The organism is Pseudomonas sp. R25(2017), from assembly GCF_002112565.1.
Taxonomy (GTDB): Bacteria; Pseudomonadota; Gammaproteobacteria; order Pseudomonadales; family Pseudomonadaceae; genus Aquipseudomonas; species Aquipseudomonas ekonensis.
In genome coordinates, this window is record NZ_NEHZ01000020.1 from 1 (window position 1) to 16,988 (window position 16,988).

Annotated in this window: 20 protein-coding genes; 7 read left to right on the plus strand and 13 right to left on the minus strand. The window is 67.0% G+C overall.

The window, feature by feature from the left end; translation table 11 throughout:
- Positions 1-171: 171 nt before the first annotated feature.
- The 8 genes from CAG31_RS22960 to CAG31_RS22995 form a co-directional block, all read right to left on the minus strand.
- Complete coding sequence (locus CAG31_RS22960) at positions 172-915, minus strand: helix-turn-helix transcriptional regulator (RefSeq protein WP_085585506.1); 744 nt, start codon at positions 913-915, stop codon at positions 172-174.
- 164 nt (positions 916-1,079) lie between these two features.
- Positions 1,080-2,450: an ATP-binding protein gene (locus CAG31_RS22965; protein ID WP_085585508.1), complete on the minus strand. Its 1,371-nt coding sequence runs from the start codon at positions 2,448-2,450 to the stop codon at positions 1,080-1,082.
- Positions 2,447-3,109, minus strand: coding sequence for a response regulator (locus CAG31_RS22970; RefSeq protein ID WP_085585510.1), 663 nt, complete (start codon positions 3,107-3,109; stop codon positions 2,447-2,449). Before CAG31_RS22970 ends, CAG31_RS22965 begins: the two co-directional genes overlap by 4 nt.
- A 9-nt stretch (positions 3,110-3,118) precedes the next feature.
- A complete protein-coding gene (locus tag CAG31_RS22975) occupies positions 3,119-3,763 on the minus strand; it encodes a tetratricopeptide repeat protein (RefSeq protein ID WP_085585512.1) in 645 nt (214 codons plus the stop codon).
- A complete protein-coding gene (locus tag CAG31_RS22980) occupies positions 3,760-4,569 on the minus strand; it encodes an SDR family oxidoreductase (RefSeq protein WP_085585514.1) in 810 nt (269 codons plus the stop codon). The genes CAG31_RS22975 and CAG31_RS22980 overlap by 4 nt, the downstream gene beginning before the upstream one ends.
- Complete coding sequence (locus CAG31_RS22985; protein WP_085585516.1) at positions 4,556-5,230, minus strand: TenA family transcriptional regulator; 675 nt, start codon at positions 5,228-5,230, stop codon at positions 4,556-4,558. The genes CAG31_RS22980 and CAG31_RS22985 overlap by 14 nt, the downstream gene beginning before the upstream one ends.
- The gene (locus CAG31_RS22990; protein ID WP_085585518.1) at positions 5,227-6,708 is read right to left on the minus strand and encodes an AMP-binding protein; all 1,482 of its coding nucleotides are present in this window, start codon (positions 6,706-6,708) and stop codon (positions 5,227-5,229) included. The genes CAG31_RS22985 and CAG31_RS22990 overlap by 4 nt, the downstream gene beginning before the upstream one ends.
- Complete coding sequence (locus tag CAG31_RS22995) at positions 6,698-7,375, minus strand: thermostable hemolysin (RefSeq protein ID WP_085585520.1); 678 nt, start codon at positions 7,373-7,375, stop codon at positions 6,698-6,700. Before CAG31_RS22995 ends, CAG31_RS22990 begins: the two co-directional genes overlap by 11 nt.
- Positions 7,376-7,562: 187 nt before the next feature.
- Here CAG31_RS22995 and CAG31_RS23000 point away from each other — a divergent pair, with 187 nt between their 5' ends.
- Complete coding sequence (locus CAG31_RS23000) at positions 7,563-8,114, plus strand: cytochrome b (RefSeq protein ID WP_085585522.1); 552 nt, start codon at positions 7,563-7,565, stop codon at positions 8,112-8,114.
- 15 nt (positions 8,115-8,129) lie between these two features.
- Here the strand turns inward: CAG31_RS23000 and CAG31_RS23005 are convergent, their stop codons facing one another.
- A complete protein-coding gene (locus CAG31_RS23005) occupies positions 8,130-9,050 on the minus strand; it encodes a universal stress protein (protein WP_085585524.1) in 921 nt (306 codons plus the stop codon).
- A 219-nt stretch (positions 9,051-9,269) separates the two neighbouring features.
- Here CAG31_RS23005 and CAG31_RS23010 point away from each other — a divergent pair, with 219 nt between their 5' ends.
- The 5 genes from CAG31_RS23010 to CAG31_RS23030 all read left to right on the plus strand — a co-directional run bounded on the left by CAG31_RS23010 (position 9,270) and on the right by CAG31_RS23030 (position 14,290).
- The gene (locus tag CAG31_RS23010; RefSeq protein WP_085585526.1) at positions 9,270-10,508 is read left to right on the plus strand and encodes a DUF4010 domain-containing protein; all 1,239 of its coding nucleotides are present in this window, start codon (positions 9,270-9,272) and stop codon (positions 10,506-10,508) included.
- 177 nt (positions 10,509-10,685) lie between these two features.
- Positions 10,686-11,627 (plus strand): universal stress protein, encoded by a 942-nt coding sequence (locus CAG31_RS23015; RefSeq protein ID WP_085585528.1) that lies wholly within the window; start codon positions 10,686-10,688, stop codon positions 11,625-11,627.
- A gap of 41 nt (positions 11,628-11,668) precedes the next feature.
- Positions 11,669-12,553 carry a universal stress protein gene (locus tag CAG31_RS23020; protein WP_085585530.1) on the plus strand — a complete coding sequence of 295 codons (885 nt, stop codon included), beginning with the start codon at positions 11,669-11,671 and terminating at the stop codon, positions 12,551-12,553.
- A 37-nt stretch (positions 12,554-12,590) separates the two neighbouring features.
- Positions 12,591-13,511 (plus strand): universal stress protein, encoded by a 921-nt coding sequence (locus CAG31_RS23025; protein WP_085585532.1) that lies wholly within the window; start codon positions 12,591-12,593, stop codon positions 13,509-13,511.
- A 416-nt stretch (positions 13,512-13,927) separates the two neighbouring features.
- Positions 13,928-14,290: a DUF6124 family protein gene (locus tag CAG31_RS23030; protein ID WP_085585534.1), complete on the plus strand. Its 363-nt coding sequence runs from the start codon at positions 13,928-13,930 to the stop codon at positions 14,288-14,290.
- A 96-nt stretch (positions 14,291-14,386) separates the two neighbouring features.
- Here the strand turns inward: CAG31_RS23030 and CAG31_RS23035 are convergent, their stop codons facing one another.
- The 3 genes from CAG31_RS23035 to CAG31_RS23040 form a co-directional block, all read right to left on the minus strand.
- Positions 14,387-14,674, minus strand: a complete 288-nt coding sequence (locus CAG31_RS23035) for a barstar family protein (protein WP_085585536.1) — start codon at positions 14,672-14,674, stop codon at positions 14,387-14,389.
- 2 nt (positions 14,675-14,676) lie between these two features.
- Positions 14,677-14,754 carry a DUF2986 domain-containing protein gene (locus CAG31_RS29095; RefSeq protein WP_139831384.1) on the minus strand — a complete coding sequence of 26 codons (78 nt, stop codon included), beginning with the start codon at positions 14,752-14,754 and terminating at the stop codon, positions 14,677-14,679.
- A 103-nt stretch (positions 14,755-14,857) separates the two neighbouring features.
- Positions 14,858-15,901: an alpha/beta fold hydrolase gene (locus CAG31_RS23040; protein WP_085585538.1), complete on the minus strand. Its 1,044-nt coding sequence runs from the start codon at positions 15,899-15,901 to the stop codon at positions 14,858-14,860.
- Positions 15,902-16,122: 221 nt separating this feature from the next.
- Here CAG31_RS23040 and CAG31_RS23045 point away from each other — a divergent pair, with 221 nt between their 5' ends.
- Positions 16,123-16,749, plus strand: coding sequence for a LysE family translocator (locus CAG31_RS23045; protein ID WP_085585540.1), 627 nt, complete (start codon positions 16,123-16,125; stop codon positions 16,747-16,749).
- Between the two features lie 22 nt (positions 16,750-16,771).
- Here CAG31_RS23045 and CAG31_RS23050 read toward each other — a convergent pair whose 3' ends face one another.
- Positions 16,772-16,945 carry a DUF2986 domain-containing protein gene (locus CAG31_RS23050; RefSeq protein ID WP_085585542.1) on the minus strand — a complete coding sequence of 58 codons (174 nt, stop codon included), beginning with the start codon at positions 16,943-16,945 and terminating at the stop codon, positions 16,772-16,774.
- Between the last annotated feature and the right edge of the window lie 43 nt (positions 16,946-16,988).

A 16,988-nucleotide genomic window follows, 5' to 3' on the forward strand; every position in this document is an offset into this window, starting at 1 on the left:
CGACATCCTCGAATGGTCAAAACCCCTGCCCCCCGAGCAATGGGCCCAACGCTCCCCGGCGCTTGCAGCCGCCATCGTCCAGCGCGAAGCGGAATTGGCGGCTCAAGCCGAGGCGCCGGCATGAGCACGACCGCCGGGGAGCGCATCCTGGCTCCCCGGCGGTCGTGCCGCTCACGCGGCGTCGATGGCGCGCTCCTCCGGCGAGTACATCCAGCGCATCAGCGAGTGCCGGCCGCTGATGCCCAGCTTGATCGCCGCACGTTTGAGGTAGCTCTCCACGGTGTTGACCTTCAGTTGCAGTTGCTCGGCCAATTCCGGCGCCGTGCGCCCGGCGAGCAGGCCGACGCACACCTCCGTTTCCCGGTTGGACAGGCGCAGGCCCTGAAGCCGCACGCGGTCGTGGAAGCGTTGGCGCAGGGTGTCCAGGCCTTGCTGCACGATCTCGGGCGAAGGGTGCAGGTGTTCGGCGGGCGGCTGCAGGGCGGTGATGTGTTTCTCCACCATCGGCAGCAGCACCGGCGAGATGTCCTGCAACAGGCTGCGCTCCTGGGCGGAAAAACGCTGCGACGGGCAGCGGTACACCGAGATCACGTAACGGTAGCCGTCCTTGCGCCGGGTCAGGTGCAACTGCGACGCGTCGGAGATGGTGGCGGGCCCGCATTCGGCCGCCCGGTCGGCCGGGGCGACCGTGCTCAGCTCGGAGAACACCGTCTCGGCCAGCAGGGCGGGGTTCTTCACCGCTTCTGGCTCGTTGCGGGCCGCCGAACGGCCCACCGGCTCAACGCGCATCTGCCGGATGTGCATGGCATCCACCGCCAGTTGCGTGCGGATCAGGTCATGCAGCATCCGCGGAAAGTGGCGGCTGCCGGTGCTGGCAATGACCTTGCCGATGTGGGGGAACAGATGTGAGTTCATATGGTTCATCCATGAGTGGCTATGGGGTACTCGTTTCCGACACACCGGATGCCAACTCCGTGGCTAATGGCTGCGCGTCGGAGATTGGATCCTATCCTAATACAACGATTCAGAGACGGTTTAATGAAGGGGCTATTAGCTAATAACCGCGCAAGGGCCGCCGTTCATTCGCGCACCGGGATGGACAGCGTCGCCCGCAGGCCGCGTCCAGGCAGGTTGGCCAGCTCGATGCGCCCGCCCAGGCGCGTGGCGATGGCGTTGACGATGGTCAGGCCCAATCCGGCGCCTTGGGCGTTGCCGCGGCTGTAGAACCGTTCGAACAGACGCTCGCGGTCCGCTTCGTCGATTCCCGGCCCCTGGTCCTCGACGCTCAAGTGGCAGAAGCCGTCGGACAGGGCCAGCCGCACGCTGATCACGCCGTTTTCCGGCGAGAAGTTGGCCGCGTTGGTGATCAGGTTGTTCAGGGCGATGTCGATGGCGGCCGCGTCGGCCCGCACCCGCAAGGGCCGGTCGTCGGCGTCGAAGGCCAGTTCCAGGTGCTTGCTCAGCAACCAGGGGGTGAGCTGCACCAGAGTGCTGCGCACGGTTTCGCTGAGGTCGATGCGCTGCAGGGCCGGCGCGTTGGCCTTGGGGTCGACGCGGGCCATGGTCAGCAGTTGGTTGACCAGACGGCTGGTGCGGTCCACGCCGGCGATCAGGAACGCCAGGGACTCGCGCCGCTCCTGTTCGGTGCCGGCCTCCAGCAGGTTTTGCGCATGCACGCGCAGCACCGCCAACGGCGTGCGCATCTCATGGGCGGCGTCGGCGATGAACCGCCGCTCCCGGCCCAGCACTTCCTGGAGTTGCGCGAGCATCCGGTTCAGGGCGGCTTGCATCGGTTCCAGCTCGCTGGGCAACGGCGTCAGTTGCAGCGGTTCGAAGGAGCCGCTGTCGCGGGCGCGCAGGGTGGCGGCCATGTTCGCCAGCGGCTTGAGGCCCCAGCCGATGGCCAGCCAGATCATCGCGGCCAGGATCAGGCTGCCGATCACGTTCGGCCCCAGGGTGTGGCGGACGATGCGGTCGACCAGGTCGGCGCGCACGTCGCCGCGCTCGCCCACCCAGATGCGCAGACCGTTCTGCTTATCCTCCAGGATGAAGGCCCGCCAGCGGTGTTCCTTCAGATCCACCACATCGCTGAAGCCGGGATCGCTCGGCGGCGCGGTGAACGACGGTGCGCTGGCGGTGTGCACCAGCACCTCGCCTTTGCTGTTCCACACCTGAAAGGCCAACTTGCGTTCGTAGGGGTGGCCGTCGCCCCGGGGCACCGCCTCGGCCAGCGCCGTGTTGAAGGCGCGGTAGAGGTCGGTCTGCTCCCGCTCCGCCAGCGGCATGCGCATCACCCCTTGCAGCAGGCGGGCGTTCTGCGCCAGTTGCGCGTCGTAGATCTCGGCGATCTCGTGGTTGCTGTCGTGCAGGTTGAACACGCTGAGCACCGTCAGCCCGAACAGCATCAGGCCGATGATGAGGGTCAGGGTGCGGCGTCGGATCGAGGTCAACGGCGCTCCTCCACCAGATAGCCGACGCCGCGGATAGTGCGGATCAGGTCGGTGGAGAACTTCTTGCGCAGGTGGTGGATGTGCACTTCCAGGGTGTTGCTTTCGGCTTCCTCGTTCCAGCCGTAGAGCAGTTGCGTGAGGTGGTCGCGGGTCATGACCCGGCCCGGCGGCGACAGCAGTTCGTGCAGCAGTTGGTATTCCTTGGGCGTGAGCACCACCGGTTCGCCCAGATAAGTGACTTGCTGGGTGCCGGGGTTGAGGCTGATGCCGGCATGCTCGATCAGCATCTGCGCCCGGCCGGCGCTGCGCCGCAGCAGGGCGCGCAGGCGGGCCTTGAGCTCGGCCAGGTCGAAGGGCTTGATCAGATAGTCGTCGGCGCCGGCGTCCAGCCCGGCGATCCGGTCTTCGGTGGCGTCGCGGGCGGTGAGGATGAGCACCGGCAGGTTCGAGCCGCCGCCGCGCAGGCGGCGCAGCACCTCCAGGCCGTCCATGCGCGGCAGGCCCAGGTCCAGCACCGCCAGGTCGAAGGTCTCGGTGAGCAAGGCGTGCAAGGCGCTGCTGCCGTCCTTGATCCAGTCGACCGTATAGCCTTCGCGGCTCAGCGCCTGGTGGATGCCCTCGCCGAGGGCCTCGTCGTCTTCGATCAGCAGTAGGCGCACACCGGTTCCTCAGTCGAGTTTCTTGTTGACGTCCGCCAGCAGCGCGGCGATTTCCTTGCGGCGGCCGCTGTCCGCGCTTTCACGGCCCGGACGGGGCGCCGCCTGCTGGGCCTTCAGCAGCGCGGCCCTGGCTTCAGCGTAGCGTTTCTGACGGTAGAGGTGATCGCCCCAAAAGTACAGGCTGTCGATGCCGTCGGGGTTGAGCTGCAGGGCCTGCTTGAGCAGTTGCTCGGCCTTGTCGCTGTCGCCGAAGCCGATCGGCCAGCCCGGCACCCGGTCGTACAGCGCGGCGAGGCTGGTGTAGGCCGAGCCTTGCAGCGCCTTGGGATCCAGGGTCAGGGATTTTTCCAGGTCGGCCTTGGCGTCCTTGGCCTTGCCCAAGGCGCCGAGCCCGCCCTGGGCGCCGGCCCAGCTGCTGGTGACGATGCCTTTCCAGATCCAGGCCTCGGCGACGGCGGGGCGTTCGGCGGTGAAGGCCGTCGCTTGGGCGGCCAGCTGTTCGAAGGCGGCGGCGCGTTGCTTTTCCGGCGTCTCGTATTGGATGTGCGCCCAGCCCTGCTGGATGGCGCTCAGGCGTTGCTGATCGGCGGCGTCCAGCGCCCAGGCGCTCTGGCCGAGTACGGTCAATAGCAGGCACGCGAAGAGTCTTTTCATGGTTTTGGCGTCTCGTTCTCGGTTTTTTCGCTCAGGTGACGGATCAGCGGCAATTGCTTGCGCAGGCCGCGGTCCACCAGGTTGGGCAGCAGGCTGTTCAGGCGCACGAAGAAGCGCTCGGGCCAGCCCAGATACAGGTCGCGGCGGTCGCCGGCGATGGCGTGGAGCACGGCCGACGCGACGGCCTGGGGCGCGTCGACGCTGGCCTTGAGCGCATCGTTCAAGGCTTGGGCGGCGGGGCTGTTCATTGCCGTCCGGGTGGCGCGGGGCGCGACATAGAGGACGTTGATCCGGGTGTCGGCCAGCTCGCGGCGCAACGCCTCGGAAAAGCCGCGCAACGCGAATTTGGTGGCGCAGTAGCTGGCGTAGCCGGGGTAGCCGATCGAGCCGTAGGTCGAACCGACGTTGACCACCATGGCGCTGTCGGCCTGCTTGAGCAGCGGCACCAACAGTTTGGTCAGGCAGATCGGCGCCGTGATGTTCACCGCCATCATCGTGTGGATCTCGCTGTCGTCGAGCTGCTCCAGCATGGCGAAGTGATTGACCCCGGCGGCGTTGATCAGCAGGTTGACGCCGCCGATGGCTTCGGCGGCGACCAGCACCTTGCGGCGGTCGCTCAGGAACGTCAGGTCGGCGGCGACCCAGGACAGCGTATCGGGGTAGCGCTGGAGCAAGGGCGCCAGGGCCTCGTGGTGGCGGGCGACGGCCAGCACCCGGGCCCCGGCCCGGCACAGGGCGTCGGTGATGGCCAGGCCGATGCCGCCGCTGGCGCCGGTCAGCACCACGCGGGCATCACGCAGCTGCATGATCGGCCTCCCCGCCGCGGGGCAAGCCGCGGAACATGTCGGCGTAGAGCCGGTAGACGACTTTCGAGGCGTGGATCACCGCTGCCTGGTCGGCCGGATCGTCCAGCCGGTTCATCAGTCGACGGTAGGTCTGCATGTGCTCGACGTCGAGCGAGCCGTGGGAGCTGAGGTAGCTGAACGCCGTCTCCGGCAGCGCCAGGCGTTCGCGGATGCTGCCCGCCGCATGGGTCGCCAGGGCGATGCTGGTGCCTTCCAGCACGTTGACCATGCCGAACAGGCCCACCGGGTTGCCCCGGGCGATCAGGTCGTAGAGGAAGCTGACCATCAGCTCGATGGGCAGCGACGGCTGCCCGTCGCGCACCGCATCGCGGTCGCCGCCGCACGCGGCAATGTCATCGAGCACCCATTGCTCGTGGCCGTACTCGTCTTCGATGTATTCGCACACCGCCTTGCGCAGCCATTCCAGGCGTGCCGGCAGGCGCGCGCCGCACGCCATCATCAGCGGCACAGTGTGGCGGACGTGGTAGTAGGCCTGGGCGAGGAACGCCCGGTAGCTCTCCAGGGTGACCTGGCCTTGCAGCGCGTCGACGATGACCGGCAGGTTGAACAGCGCGTGGCGTTCCTGCTGCGTGGCTTCTTGCAGGGTGTCGAAAAAACTCATGATGCGGAGTCCTCGGAAAGGGCAGGTTCGGTGAGCAGGCCGTGGTACTGCGCGACGATCGCGTCGCGGCGCGGGCGGCCGTTGGCGGTGAGCAGGCCGTTGGCCGGTGTGAAGGGTTGTGTCAGGCGCGTCCAGCGGTGCACTTGGGCGTAGTCGGGCAACGCCTCGTTGGCGGCGGCGACGGCGGCCGCCAGTTGTTCGTCGGTGCAGTCCGGGCGGTGCGGCCAGAGCAGGGCATGGTTGTGCGCCAAGGCCTCGCCGTACACGAAGGCCTGGGCGATGTGCTGGCGTTGGGTCAGCTCCGACTCGACCCACTCCGGATTGACGTTGCGGCCGAAACTGGTGATGAACTGATGCTTCTTGCGGCCCTTGAGGTAGAGAAAGCCTTCCGGGTCGAACTCGCCGAGGTCGCCGCTGGGCCACCACTCGCCGCTGTGCGGCGGTTCGCCCAGGTAGCCGAGCAGGGTCGAGCCCTTGATCAGCACCTCGCCGTCCTCGGCCAGCCGCACCTCGACGTGGGGCAGGGGCTGGCCGACGCTGCCCGGCCGCCGTGCGCCGGGCCGGTTGAGGCAGACCACCGAGGCGCATTCGGACAGGCCGTAGCCTTCGTAGACCGGCAGGCCGACCCGTTGCGCCCGGTACAGCAGGTCCTGAGAGACCCGCGCGCCGCCGACGGCGGCAAAGCGCAGCGATTGCGGATTGAAGGCTTTCTGTTCGGCGGCGCTGACCAGCAGCAACAGCAACTGCGGCACCAGGATCAGGCTCTCGGGCGCCCGGCCGGCCAGGCAGCCGAGCAGCGCCGGCAGGTCGACGCCGCTGGCGCCGCGGATGCCCAAGGTCTGCTGGCTCGGCAGGCTCAGCGTCGCGCCGGCGTACAGCGCGGCGTAGCTGCCGAGGTTTTCCAGCAGGATCGCCAGCGGCAGCAGGGTCAGGTGATGGCGCGGCGCCGTGGGGGCGCTGGCTTGTTCCAGTTCCCGCGCCACCCGCAGCAGGCTGTCGGCGCTCAGGCACACACCTTTGGGGGTGCCGGACGTGCCGGAGGTAAAGGTCAGCTTGGCGGTGCCGGCGGGCAGGCGGCCGGGGCCGTCGAACGAACGGCACCAGAACTCACCGTTTGGGGTGTAGCCGGCGGCGAGCAGTTCCGCGGCCAGTTCCGGCTCGGCGATCACCCGTTCGGCCTGGCTTTGCGCCAGGCAGTGGGCCCTTTGCGCCGGGCTGAAGAACGGCGGCAGGGTCACGCAGGCCAGGCCTTCGAACAGCACCGCCAAGTCCCAGAGCATCGCCTCGACCCCGTTGTCCAGGGCCAGGGCGACCACCTTCACCTGCTCATCGCGCAGACGTTGCTGGCGGTACATCACCTCGGCGTACAGCGTCGTGTAGTTGATTTTCAGGGTGTCGCCCCACAGCGCCAGGGCGTTGTCGTTGCGCCCGGCGTGTTCGCGCAGGGTTTCCTGGAATCGTTGCCGTTCAAGCGACATGGCAGGCTCCTTCGAGGGAGGTCGGCAATCCCAGCCGGCTGAACAGTCCGATGTTGCGCAAATGGATGAAGCCGGCGCGGATATTGCCGACGTGCACCCAAGGCTTGCTTTCGTAGTAGCTGCCCCACTGGTGACGGTCGTCGCCCAGGCGTTGCGGGTCGGCGGCGCACAGCGTCACCGGTTTGAGCCCGAGGCGGTGGAAGCTGTTGACCAGGCCGACGTTGCCGGTGAAGGTCACCCATTCCAGGCCGCCCATGGCCAGCAGGTAGGTGATGGCGATGATGCTCATGCGGGCGCTGCCGGTGTCGCTGGCGGCGAGGTTGCCGACTTCGACGATGGCGGTGCGCATCACCGTGCGGTCGGCTGCGGCGCTGATCAGCGGCTCGATCGGTTCGTCCAGGTAACGCTCCAGGAACAGCGGTTCAAGATGGGCGCGGCGCACGCCGGCCACTGCGCACAGCTCACCGGCGCCGTCGTGCATGCCGAACAGCTGCGGCATGAAATGGCGGATGTCGGCGCCGTGGGCCTTTCGGAAACGCTGTTGGATGAACGCTTCGAACGTCTCGCGCAAAGGCTCGTCGGGCAGGGCGCCCGACAGGCGCATCTGCGGTGTCTCGGCCTGACCGAAGTGCAGGGGCAGGGGGATATTCCAGTCGGAGCCGGGCATGGGGCGGGCGCCTCCCTCAATGGGTTCGGGGACAGTATCCGAGCCATTTCTTAACGAAGTCTGAAGGTGAGAAAAGCGAGGGCCGGGCGGCCATCTTCAGATTGGCTTAAGACTTCGCGGGCAGGGTGTCGCCGTCGGTTCGCCGGCAACCGGATCGAGTCGCCCACACAATCAGGAGGTTCCCCCCATGGCCCGCGACACTGGCGTCAACCGTTACGGAAAACTGTCGATCACCTTGCACTGGCTCATGCTGGCGCTGTTCGTCGGGGTGTACGCCTGCGTCGAACTCAAAGGCTTCATGCCCCGCGGCAGCGAAGCGCGGGGCTTGCTGATGGGCCTGCACGGCGTGTTCGGCGCCAGCATCTTCGTGCTGGTGTGGCTGCGCCTGTTCGGGCGCCTGACCCCGCGCCCGCCGATCACCCCCGCGCCGCCGGCCTGGCAGACCGGCGTGTCGCACCTCATGCACCTGGCGCTGTACGTGCTGATGATCGCCACCCCGATGCTGGCGTGGCTGATGCTCGCCGCCGGCGACAAGCCGTTCCCCTATTTCGGCTTTCACCTGCCGGCACCGGTGGCCGTGGATCCGGACCTGGCCAAGCAGCTCAAGCATTGGCACGAACTGCTGGGCAGCGCCGGCTACTGGCTGATCGGCCTGCATGCGGCCGCCGGGCTGTTCCACCACTATTGGGTGGGCGACGACACCCTCGACCGCATGCTCGGCGGGCGTGACCGCAGCTGACGCAGCGCGCCGGGCTCAGAGCGTCTGCGGTGCGATCACCCAGACGCTGCACGGTATCTTGTACAGCAGGTGTTCCACGGTGCTGCCGACCAACCGGCCCGCGCCATGGTGGCCGACCCGGCCCATGACGATCATGTCGATGTCATACCCGGCCGCGTAGCTGCACAGCACCTTGGCCGGGTTGCCCATCACCATGTGCCGGCGTTCCGGCGCGATGCCGTTGCGTTCGGCCATGTCGCGGAAGGCGTCGGCCTGGGCGTCGAACAGCGATTTGGCGGCGCTGGAGGAGAAGAACGCCGAGGCATTGTCGAAGCCGAACTCATCGGCGCTGATCGACGACAGGTCATGGGCGTAGATCACATCGAGCTCGGCGTTGCAGATGCTCGCCAGCTTCACGGCCTCGCGCAGGATGCTGTCGTTGAGGTCGGCGTACTGGCCCTCACGGTGGAACGGATCCACCGCCGCCAGGATCCTGCGCGGCAGGGCGTGCCCGACGTGGCTGACGAAATGCAGCGGCACCGGGCATTCGCGCAGCAGGTGGATGTCCAGCGGGGTGAACATCAGGCGCGACAGGAACGATTCCGGCTCCAGGGCCTTGATCAGCGCCGCCATGGGCTGCTCCCTGAGGTGGATGAGGATTTCCTGCAGCGGCCGCTCCACCCACACCACTTCGGTGGTGACCGGCACCCCGATCTTGCGCAGGGGCCGCGCCTGCTCTTCGAGCCACTGGCGATGGCGCTCGGTGTAGCCGATGCGCATCTGTTCCAGCGCCTGTTCATTGACCATCCCGGCGGTGGCCAGCCCCTCCAGATAATCGAAGGCCACGATGTGCAGGGCCGCGTCCGACGCCTTGGCCAACGCCGCGGCGCGGTCGAACGCGGGGCTGTTTTCCATCAACGGTGAGGCGACCAGCATGAAACGCGAGGGCTCGGACATGACGAAACTCCTGTGGCGAGGCGTTTGGGATCAATGCCCACAGGGTGCGACCGGCGGTGGCGGGGGGCTTGACCTTTATCAACAACCGGCGACGGGCCCGCGTGCCGCCGACGGGCGGTCGGACGTGGCCCGCGTCATGGATTGTTGATCATTATCAAGTGCCGCCAAGGCCCGGCGGCGCAGTCTGGGCGGGGTGCGAGACGCTCGGGGGACAGGCTCATGAATGCCGCGCTGGAACTGGCGGGCGCCGCCGCCGCGCTGGGGATCGGATTGCTCATCGGCCTGGAGCGCGAGCGGCACAAGGGGCGGGGCGACAGCCGCGCCTGCGCCGGGCTGCGCACGTTCGCCATCGCCGCGTTGCTCGGTTACGTCGCGATGCAGGTGGGCGGCCCGCCGCTGGTGGGCGTCGTCGGCGGCTGCCTGGCCGTGCTGGTCAGCGTGGCCTATTGGCGCAGCCTGAGCCGCGATCCCGGCGTGACCAGCGAAGTGGCCTTGATCACCGTGGCCCTGCTGGGCGCGCTGTGCGGCACCGCGCCGGAACTGGCGGTCGCCATCGGCGTGGTGATGGCCGGGCTGTTGGCTTACCGGCGCCGGCTGCACCACTTCGCCCGCAGCCAGTTGAGCGACGCGGAGATGCGCGACGGCCTGGTGCTGCTGATCGCCGCACTGGTGGTGCTGCCCCTCACGCCCGACCGCTACCTCGGCCCGTACTCGGCGCTCAACCTGCGCACGCTGTGCACGTTGACCGTGCTGCTGATGGGCGTCGGCGCCGTCGGGCACATCGCCGTGCGCACGCTGGGGGTGCGCTACGGCTACGTCGTCAGCGCCATCGCGTCCGGTTTCGCCTCCGGCACCATGACCGTCGCCGCCATGGGGCACATCGCCCGCCAGGAGCCGGACAACCTCAAAGTGTTGAGCGCAGCCGCCATCGTGTCGAACCTGGCGACGGTGACCCAGGTCGCGCTGATCCTCGGCACGGTCGACACGGCGCTGCTGCCGTACCTGCGCAACCCGCTGCTGGCCGGGTTCGGCGCCGCGTTGCTGTTCAGTCTCGGTTTGCTGTTCCTGCGGCCGGCGGCCAACGCCGGGCAGCCGGTCAAGGTCGGCGGGGCGTTCAACCTCAAGCTCGCGCTGGCGGTCGCCTTGACCATGGCCGGGGTGACGTTCCTGTCGTCGCTGATGCTTGACCGCTTCGGCGAGGCGGGCGTGAGGGTGACGGCGCTGCTCGGCGGGTTCGCCGATGCCCATTCATCGACAGCCTCCATCGCCTCGCTGGCCAAGGGCGGGCTGCTGGCCTACAGCGCCGTCGCGACGCCGGTGCTGCTGGCCCTGACCAGCAACGCCCTGAGCAAATGCCTGGTGGCCTGGGTCAGCGGCGGGCGGCGGTACGCCGCGTATGTCATCCCCGGACAGCTCCTGCTGACTCTGGCCATGTGGGCCGGTCTGCTGGTGCATTGAGCGGCGATTCGCCCAAGGGCTGACAAAGATCAACGCGCGCCCGGCGCACAGGCCCATGCTGCAGACGCAAGCCCGACGAGGGCGGGCCGCGCATGGCGCCCGGTTGACGTAAATCAAACGGGTGCGCAGCCCCCGAGGCCAAGCTGAAGGCCTGAAATTGTCTTGCGGAGGCGTGAAATGGAACGATACCGGCGTTTGCTGCTGATCGCTGACCGGACCCTGCATCCGTCCCCGGCCATGTCACGTGCCGTGGCATTGGCGGGGGCGAGCGGGGCCGCGTTGGACGTGCGGGTGTTCGCGGAGCCCGCACCGGTCGTTCACCTGTGGGAAGACAAGATCGACGAGGCCGAATACCAGCGCTACCTGCGCCATCACCGCCGCTGGGTCGCCGATCAGTTGGAGCAACTGTCGGGGCTGGGCCTGGACGTGACGGTGGAGGTGGTGTTCACCACCCACCCGCAATTGGACATCCTGCGCTGCGTGCAGGATCTGCAGCCCGACCTGCTGATCAAGGACGTGACCCTGGAGCCGTTGCTCAAGCGGGTGTTCGTCACGCCGCTGGACTGCCACCTGCTGCGCGAATGCCCGGTGCCCGTGCACCTGGTCAACCAGATCCGCTACAGCCTGCCGCACCGTGTCGTGGCGGCGGTCGACCCGTTCGACCCCGCCGGCATGGCCAGCGGCCTGAACGACACCATCATCCGCTCCGCCAGCGCCTTGGCGATCCAATGCGACGCGCCGCTGCACCTGCTGTATGCCTACGACCTGACGCCGGCGTTCAACGGCGATGCGCCGTTGGTCAGCGGCTGGGGGGCGGACTTCGTCGAGTCCCTTCGCGAATCCATGCACCGGGCCTTCATTGACCTGGCGGAGCGCCATGGCGTGCCGCCCGAACGCCGGCATTTCGTGATGGGCCTGCCGGTGCCGGTCATCAGCGAGTTCGTCGAACAGTACCTGGCCGATGTGGTGGTGATGGGCACCGTGCACCGCACCGGCCTTGACCGGTGGCTGGGCAGCAACACCGAACGGGCGCTCTACTCGGTGCCGGGCAGCCTGCTGGCGGTGGGGCATGCCGCGGGTGAGACACGAACGGGCGATGCCGCCGGCATTGCCGATTGAGGGGACAGACGTGGGTTTCACCCACCTGAAGGGAGATTGGCATGAGCCAGTATCAACGGTTGCTATTGATCACTAACCCGCTCCTGCGCCAGTCGTCGGCGCTGAACCATGCCGCAGCGCTGGCCAAGGCCAGCGGCGCCGGCCTGCACATCCTGGCGCTGATGCCGTCGCTCAAGGGGCTGTCGCTGCTCGAAGAGGGCAACCGCGCGCAGGCGCGGGAGAGCTTCCTGCAGGAGCACCGGCAGATGCTCGACGCTCAGGTGGACAACCTGCGCAGCCGCCGGATCGAGGTGACGTCGCAGGTGGTCTGGGCGCAGGACATCGAGCGCGACATCCTCCAGCACGTCGCCGAGTACCGGCCCGATTTGCTGATCAAGGAAATCGAGCAGGTCTCGTCCCTCAAGCGCGCGTTCTTCACCCCGCTGGACTGGCACCTGCTGCGCCATTGCCCCGTGCCGATCTACCTGGTGGGCGGCAACGGCTACGTGCTGCCGCGCAAAGTGGTGGCGGCGGTCGAGGTCTCGGACAGCGAGTCCGCCGACAGCGAACTGAACGAACGGATCATCCGCCAGGCCAACGCCCTGGCCATCCAGTGCGACGCGGAGCTGCACCTGGTGAGCGCCTGCGACCTGTCGGCGGCCTACCTGGCGGACATGGGCGGCTTCCCCCTGGCCGACCTCACGCGGGCCATGCGCGACGACATGCAAAAGGCCTTTCTGCACCTGGCCAGCCGTTTCGGCGTGCCGTCCGAGTGCCATCACTTCATCGACGGGCAGCCGGTCAACGTGCTGAGCCAGTTCGCCGAAGAGCGCCACGTCGACGTCATCGTGATGGGCAGGGTGCAGTCCCGCGGCCTGAGCAAACTGCTGGGCAGCACCACCGAGCACATCCTCTACCAGGTGCCTTGCTGCGTCTTGGCGGTGTGAACACGCAGCGCCGGCCACGGCCCTTCGGGAGCGTGCGATGGTCAAGCTCAAGCGGATTCTGTTGATCGCGCCCCGCGAAACGGTGCGCACCCCGGCCTTCGAACGGGCGCGGGCCCTGGCCTGCGCAAGCGGCGCGCTGCTGCACATTGTCGCGTTCGATTACGTCCGGGTGCTGGCCGTGGCCGGCCTGCTGGATCACGAAGCCATGGCCCAGGCGCGGGAAGGCTATCTGCAGGTGCACCGCCACTGGCTGGAACAGCAGGCGCGGTTCCAGCAGTGCGCGGGCCTGCAGGTGACCACCGAAGTGGTCTGGTCCAAGGCGAGCCCGGCGTACCTGCTGGACTACGTGAACGATTTCCATCCCGACCTGGTGATCAAGGACGCCCGCTATGTCGCGGCGCTGGGCCGGGCCTTCCATCGCCCGGCGGACTGGCAACTGATGCGCGAGTGCCCGGCGCCCCTGCACCTGGTCACCGACGCCGTCCACCCCGCGCCGCAGAAGATTCTGGCGGCGGTCGACCTGTCCCACCTCGAAGAACTCACCCAAGGCCTGAACGACCGGATACTGGACGTGGCCGCGACGCTCGCCGAGCGCTGCGGCGCCTCGCTGCACGTGCTGAACGTGACGCGCTGGGCGGTGACGGACGGCGCTCCCTTGAGCAGGCCGACCGCTTGCCTCGACCCGCGCCTGAGCGAGGCGATCAACGACGCCCAGGAAGAGGCGTTCGCGACCCTGGCCGAGCGTTACGGCATCGCCCCGGCGTGTCGGCACCTGCTGACGGGCATTCCCGACGAGGTCATCGTCCGGTTCGCCCGCCAAGGCGCCTTCGACATGTTGGTGTTGGGTTCGGCGTATCGCGGGATCGTGGGGCGCTTGCTCGGCCGCACCGCCGAAAGCGTGCTGAACCGTGCGCCGTGCAGCCTGGTCGTGGTCAAGCCCGCCTCGTGGGAGGACTGAGCGCGGCCCGTGCAGGTTCGGCCCGGCCGACGCGCAGGGCAGGGGAGAGGGCCGACGCCAGTGGTGTTTAAGTCGTGGTGTTTAAAGACACCCACGGTTACTTCCCCAAGGCTACGACGCCTTGCGCCGTTGCCTACGCCTGCGCCAGAATCCGCCGGCTTGTGCGTCTGGGGGGCGGGTCTTATCGTTTTCGGGTCACTGAAGAACAGTGATCGGGTTTGGTAGCCCGGCTTACCTGTCGCATCGCAAAAGCCGTATGCAGGGACTTTTCGTCCTCTGTTTTATGGTGGCCATGCGTAGGGCGTTTTCGGACGCGCCGGGTATCCAGGTGACCGGTCTACCAACCTGCGTATGGCCACCACCCTTCGTTTGGTAGCGAAGCTGATGGCTCCATTTTTCACTCTGGAGATTCATCTATGTTCAAGCCAACACCGAATCCACCCGTCACCGATCCGGCATCCCCGTACGAATCCGCCGATTCGCGAAAACTCAACGAAGCCGCCGAACGCGCCCTCGACCACTACCTCAACCCTCCGTCCCCCCTGTTGGGCCACCGTCAGGCGCCCGAACCGATGTACCTGGCCAACCCGGTCTACGACACCGAATCCCTGCTGGCCAACGCCAGCGAATCCCTGGGCTCGGCCGGCGCCATGCTCAACAACTTCGCCGCCGTGCTGGAGCCCATCCACCGCAAGACCGCCGTCGGCATCGCGCAACTGGTGATGCTGGGGGAGGTGGCGGTGAATCAGGCGCTGGATAACGTCGAGCCCAAGACGTAAGGGACGTAAGGGCAAAACCTCTGCGGCGGGCCGATGAGGGCTGGCCGCAGAGTGAGTATTTGCAGGCCGGTTGTTGAGTGTCGGCCGGAAAACCAACTACAGGAACTCAACATCCGGCGCGAATTCCGGGTATTCGGTTTTCATGTGTGCGAGGCATTTCTGCAGGAGCCTTGCCTCTTCCGGCAAGCGCCCCGACAGAATGTTCCACCCTAAAAGATGCAAGTGCCGGGGCATTTCAACGAGCCCTGTAATGGCATCCCAGAAAGCGTCCCAGTTGCAGCCGTACCAGCCAGGGAACTGAAGTGCATCTCTCAGGATGGCATGCAGTTCGGCGGAACTTCTGACTTCACTCAAGTCAATTTTCACGAGCGATAAGCGGGACATCGTCATTGTCTCGAAGGCTGTTCGCTGGCCTTTTTGGCGTGAGCCTTCAGCAGTTGATTGATCTTTTTCCGGCGGTTCATCGTTTCAGGTCTCTCTAGAGGTCATCCATCTCACCGCAAGACCGCCGTCGGCATCGCGCAACTGGTGATGCTGGGCGGGGCTTGCGACGGTGGATTGCGCCGGTCATCGGCCAGAGAGCGTCTGGGCCAGAAACTCGGTGATCAGCGTAGTCACCTGCTGCTGGATCGCCTCACGCGGGCGGCCGTTGTCGCCATCCCGGCAAATGATGCCGTCGCCGGGCGAGTCTTCTTCGAGCAACGCCTGCGCGCCGGGTTTGCACCGCGAAAGGAAGCTGAAGTGACTGGCGTCGCTGATTTCGACGTAAGCGCTTGAGGCCGGGGGCAAACGCTTGGCCAAGTGGGCGGACTCCAGCTGTGCGGGCAGCTCCGGCGACGGCACGCCGGCGGCGATCACCAACGTGGGCACCGGCAGCGCGGCAAGGCTCGCATCGGTCAGCCCCCGTGCCAGGCCCAGGTCCAAGGTGACCACCGCCGTGACGCGTTTATCGCGCCAGTCGGCGCCCTGGGCGGTTCTGGATTCTGCGGTGCTTGCGGGGTTCATCTGCCGGTAAACGGTGCAACTGGCCAACTTCGGGTGGGCTTTGCAGTCATCGGCGAAACGCTCCGGATCGAATCGGGCACCGGCGATCTCGAGCGCAGTCCAGCCGCCCAGCGAGTGGCCCATGACCGCGATCCGGCGCTCGGCCACCGCTCCGAACCTCTCAGGCTGGGCGCTGACGGCCTCGATGGCCCGGCTGATGTCGACCGGACGTTGCCACAACTGCGCCGCGGCCTCAGGGCTGCGGTCGTGGGTGGTGGTGCCGGGGTGGTTGACGGCGGCGACGATGTAACCTCGGTGGGCCAAGGCACTGGCCAGCCAAGTCTGGTTGTTCCAGTTGCCCCTGAACCCGTGGGACAGCACGACCAAGGGATGCTCGCCGGCAGCGGGCGGCGCGTCGCGCACGGCGGGTGCGCCGATGAACACCACGTCATCGCCGATCAGTTGCGTTGCGGCGGCCGTCGCGCCGGGATACCAGACGACCATTTCCACGGCACGCCCGTTGCCCGTGTCCGGCAGTGTCGAAGCATGGAAGCCGACCGGGGTCTCGTCAGCCAGTGCGAGGGTTGTCACGCAGGTCAGGAGCAGGGCGCCGAAAGCTGTTTTCAATGTCGTTATCGTCCTTGAGCAGAAAAGAGCACGAACAACCGGGGCCGCCGTTGGGTGCGCCTGCCTTCGTCCGTGGTCGAAACCCGATGCGGGTGCCATTCAGTTGCCTGGGCATTAAGCCTGTTTTCACGTCGGCGCGCACGGGGAGAAAGGCCCCCGGTTGCTTTCGGCGGCCAGATCAGGATAACTGTGGCGCTGAACTGCCTTGAGGGGGATACGCGATGTTCGATCCGGCATCTATCGTGACGTACGTGGCCGTGGTGATCGGCCTGTTCTTGATTCCCGGCCCCGCCGTGCTGTTGGTCATCACGCGCACCCTGCAGGGCGGACGCAAAGTGGGGATCGCCACCGGGCTGGGCGTCGCCTCCGGCGACCTGGTTCATACGCTGAGCGCGGCGCTGGGGCTGTCGGCCATTCTCATGACGTCGGCGCTGGCCTTCAACGTGGTGAAGATCGTCGGCGCCTGTTACCTGATCTACCTGGGCGTGTGCGCCTTTCTGGCCAAGCCGGGTGCTGCCGCACAGGCCAAACTTCCCGCCGTGACCCCGGGCCAAGCCTATTTCCAGGCCGTCGGCGCCGAAGTGCTGAACCCGAAAACCGCGATTTTCTTCCTGGCGTTCCTGCCGCAGTTCATTCATCCGGAATCGGGCTCGTCGTTGAGCCAGTTCGCCGTGCTGGGGCTGATCTTCTCAGGGCTCAGCGCGATCTACACCAGCCTGATCTCCGTCAGCATCCGCCCGTTGAGCCGGTGCATCAAAGGCCTTTCGAAGCTGCGGCGCTGGGAAGGGAAAATCATCGGGACGCTGTTTGTCGGGCTGGGGGTCAAGATCGCCTTGCAGCAGCGCTAGCGCAGCGAACCGCCCCAAACGGTCAAACCGGCGCGGCGTCCTGCGCAGCCTCGGCCGACGCCTGACTGGCCTCGGCCGCCATCTTCAACCGGTCCGCCTTGCAGATGTACTTGGGCTTGCTCTTGGGCGCCAGTTTGGCGCTGGCCTTTTTCGCGTGGGCCTTGAGCAGTTGATTGATCTTTTTGCGACGGTTCATTTTTCCACTCTCATCAGACGACGGCTGCTTCGCACAACCGCGC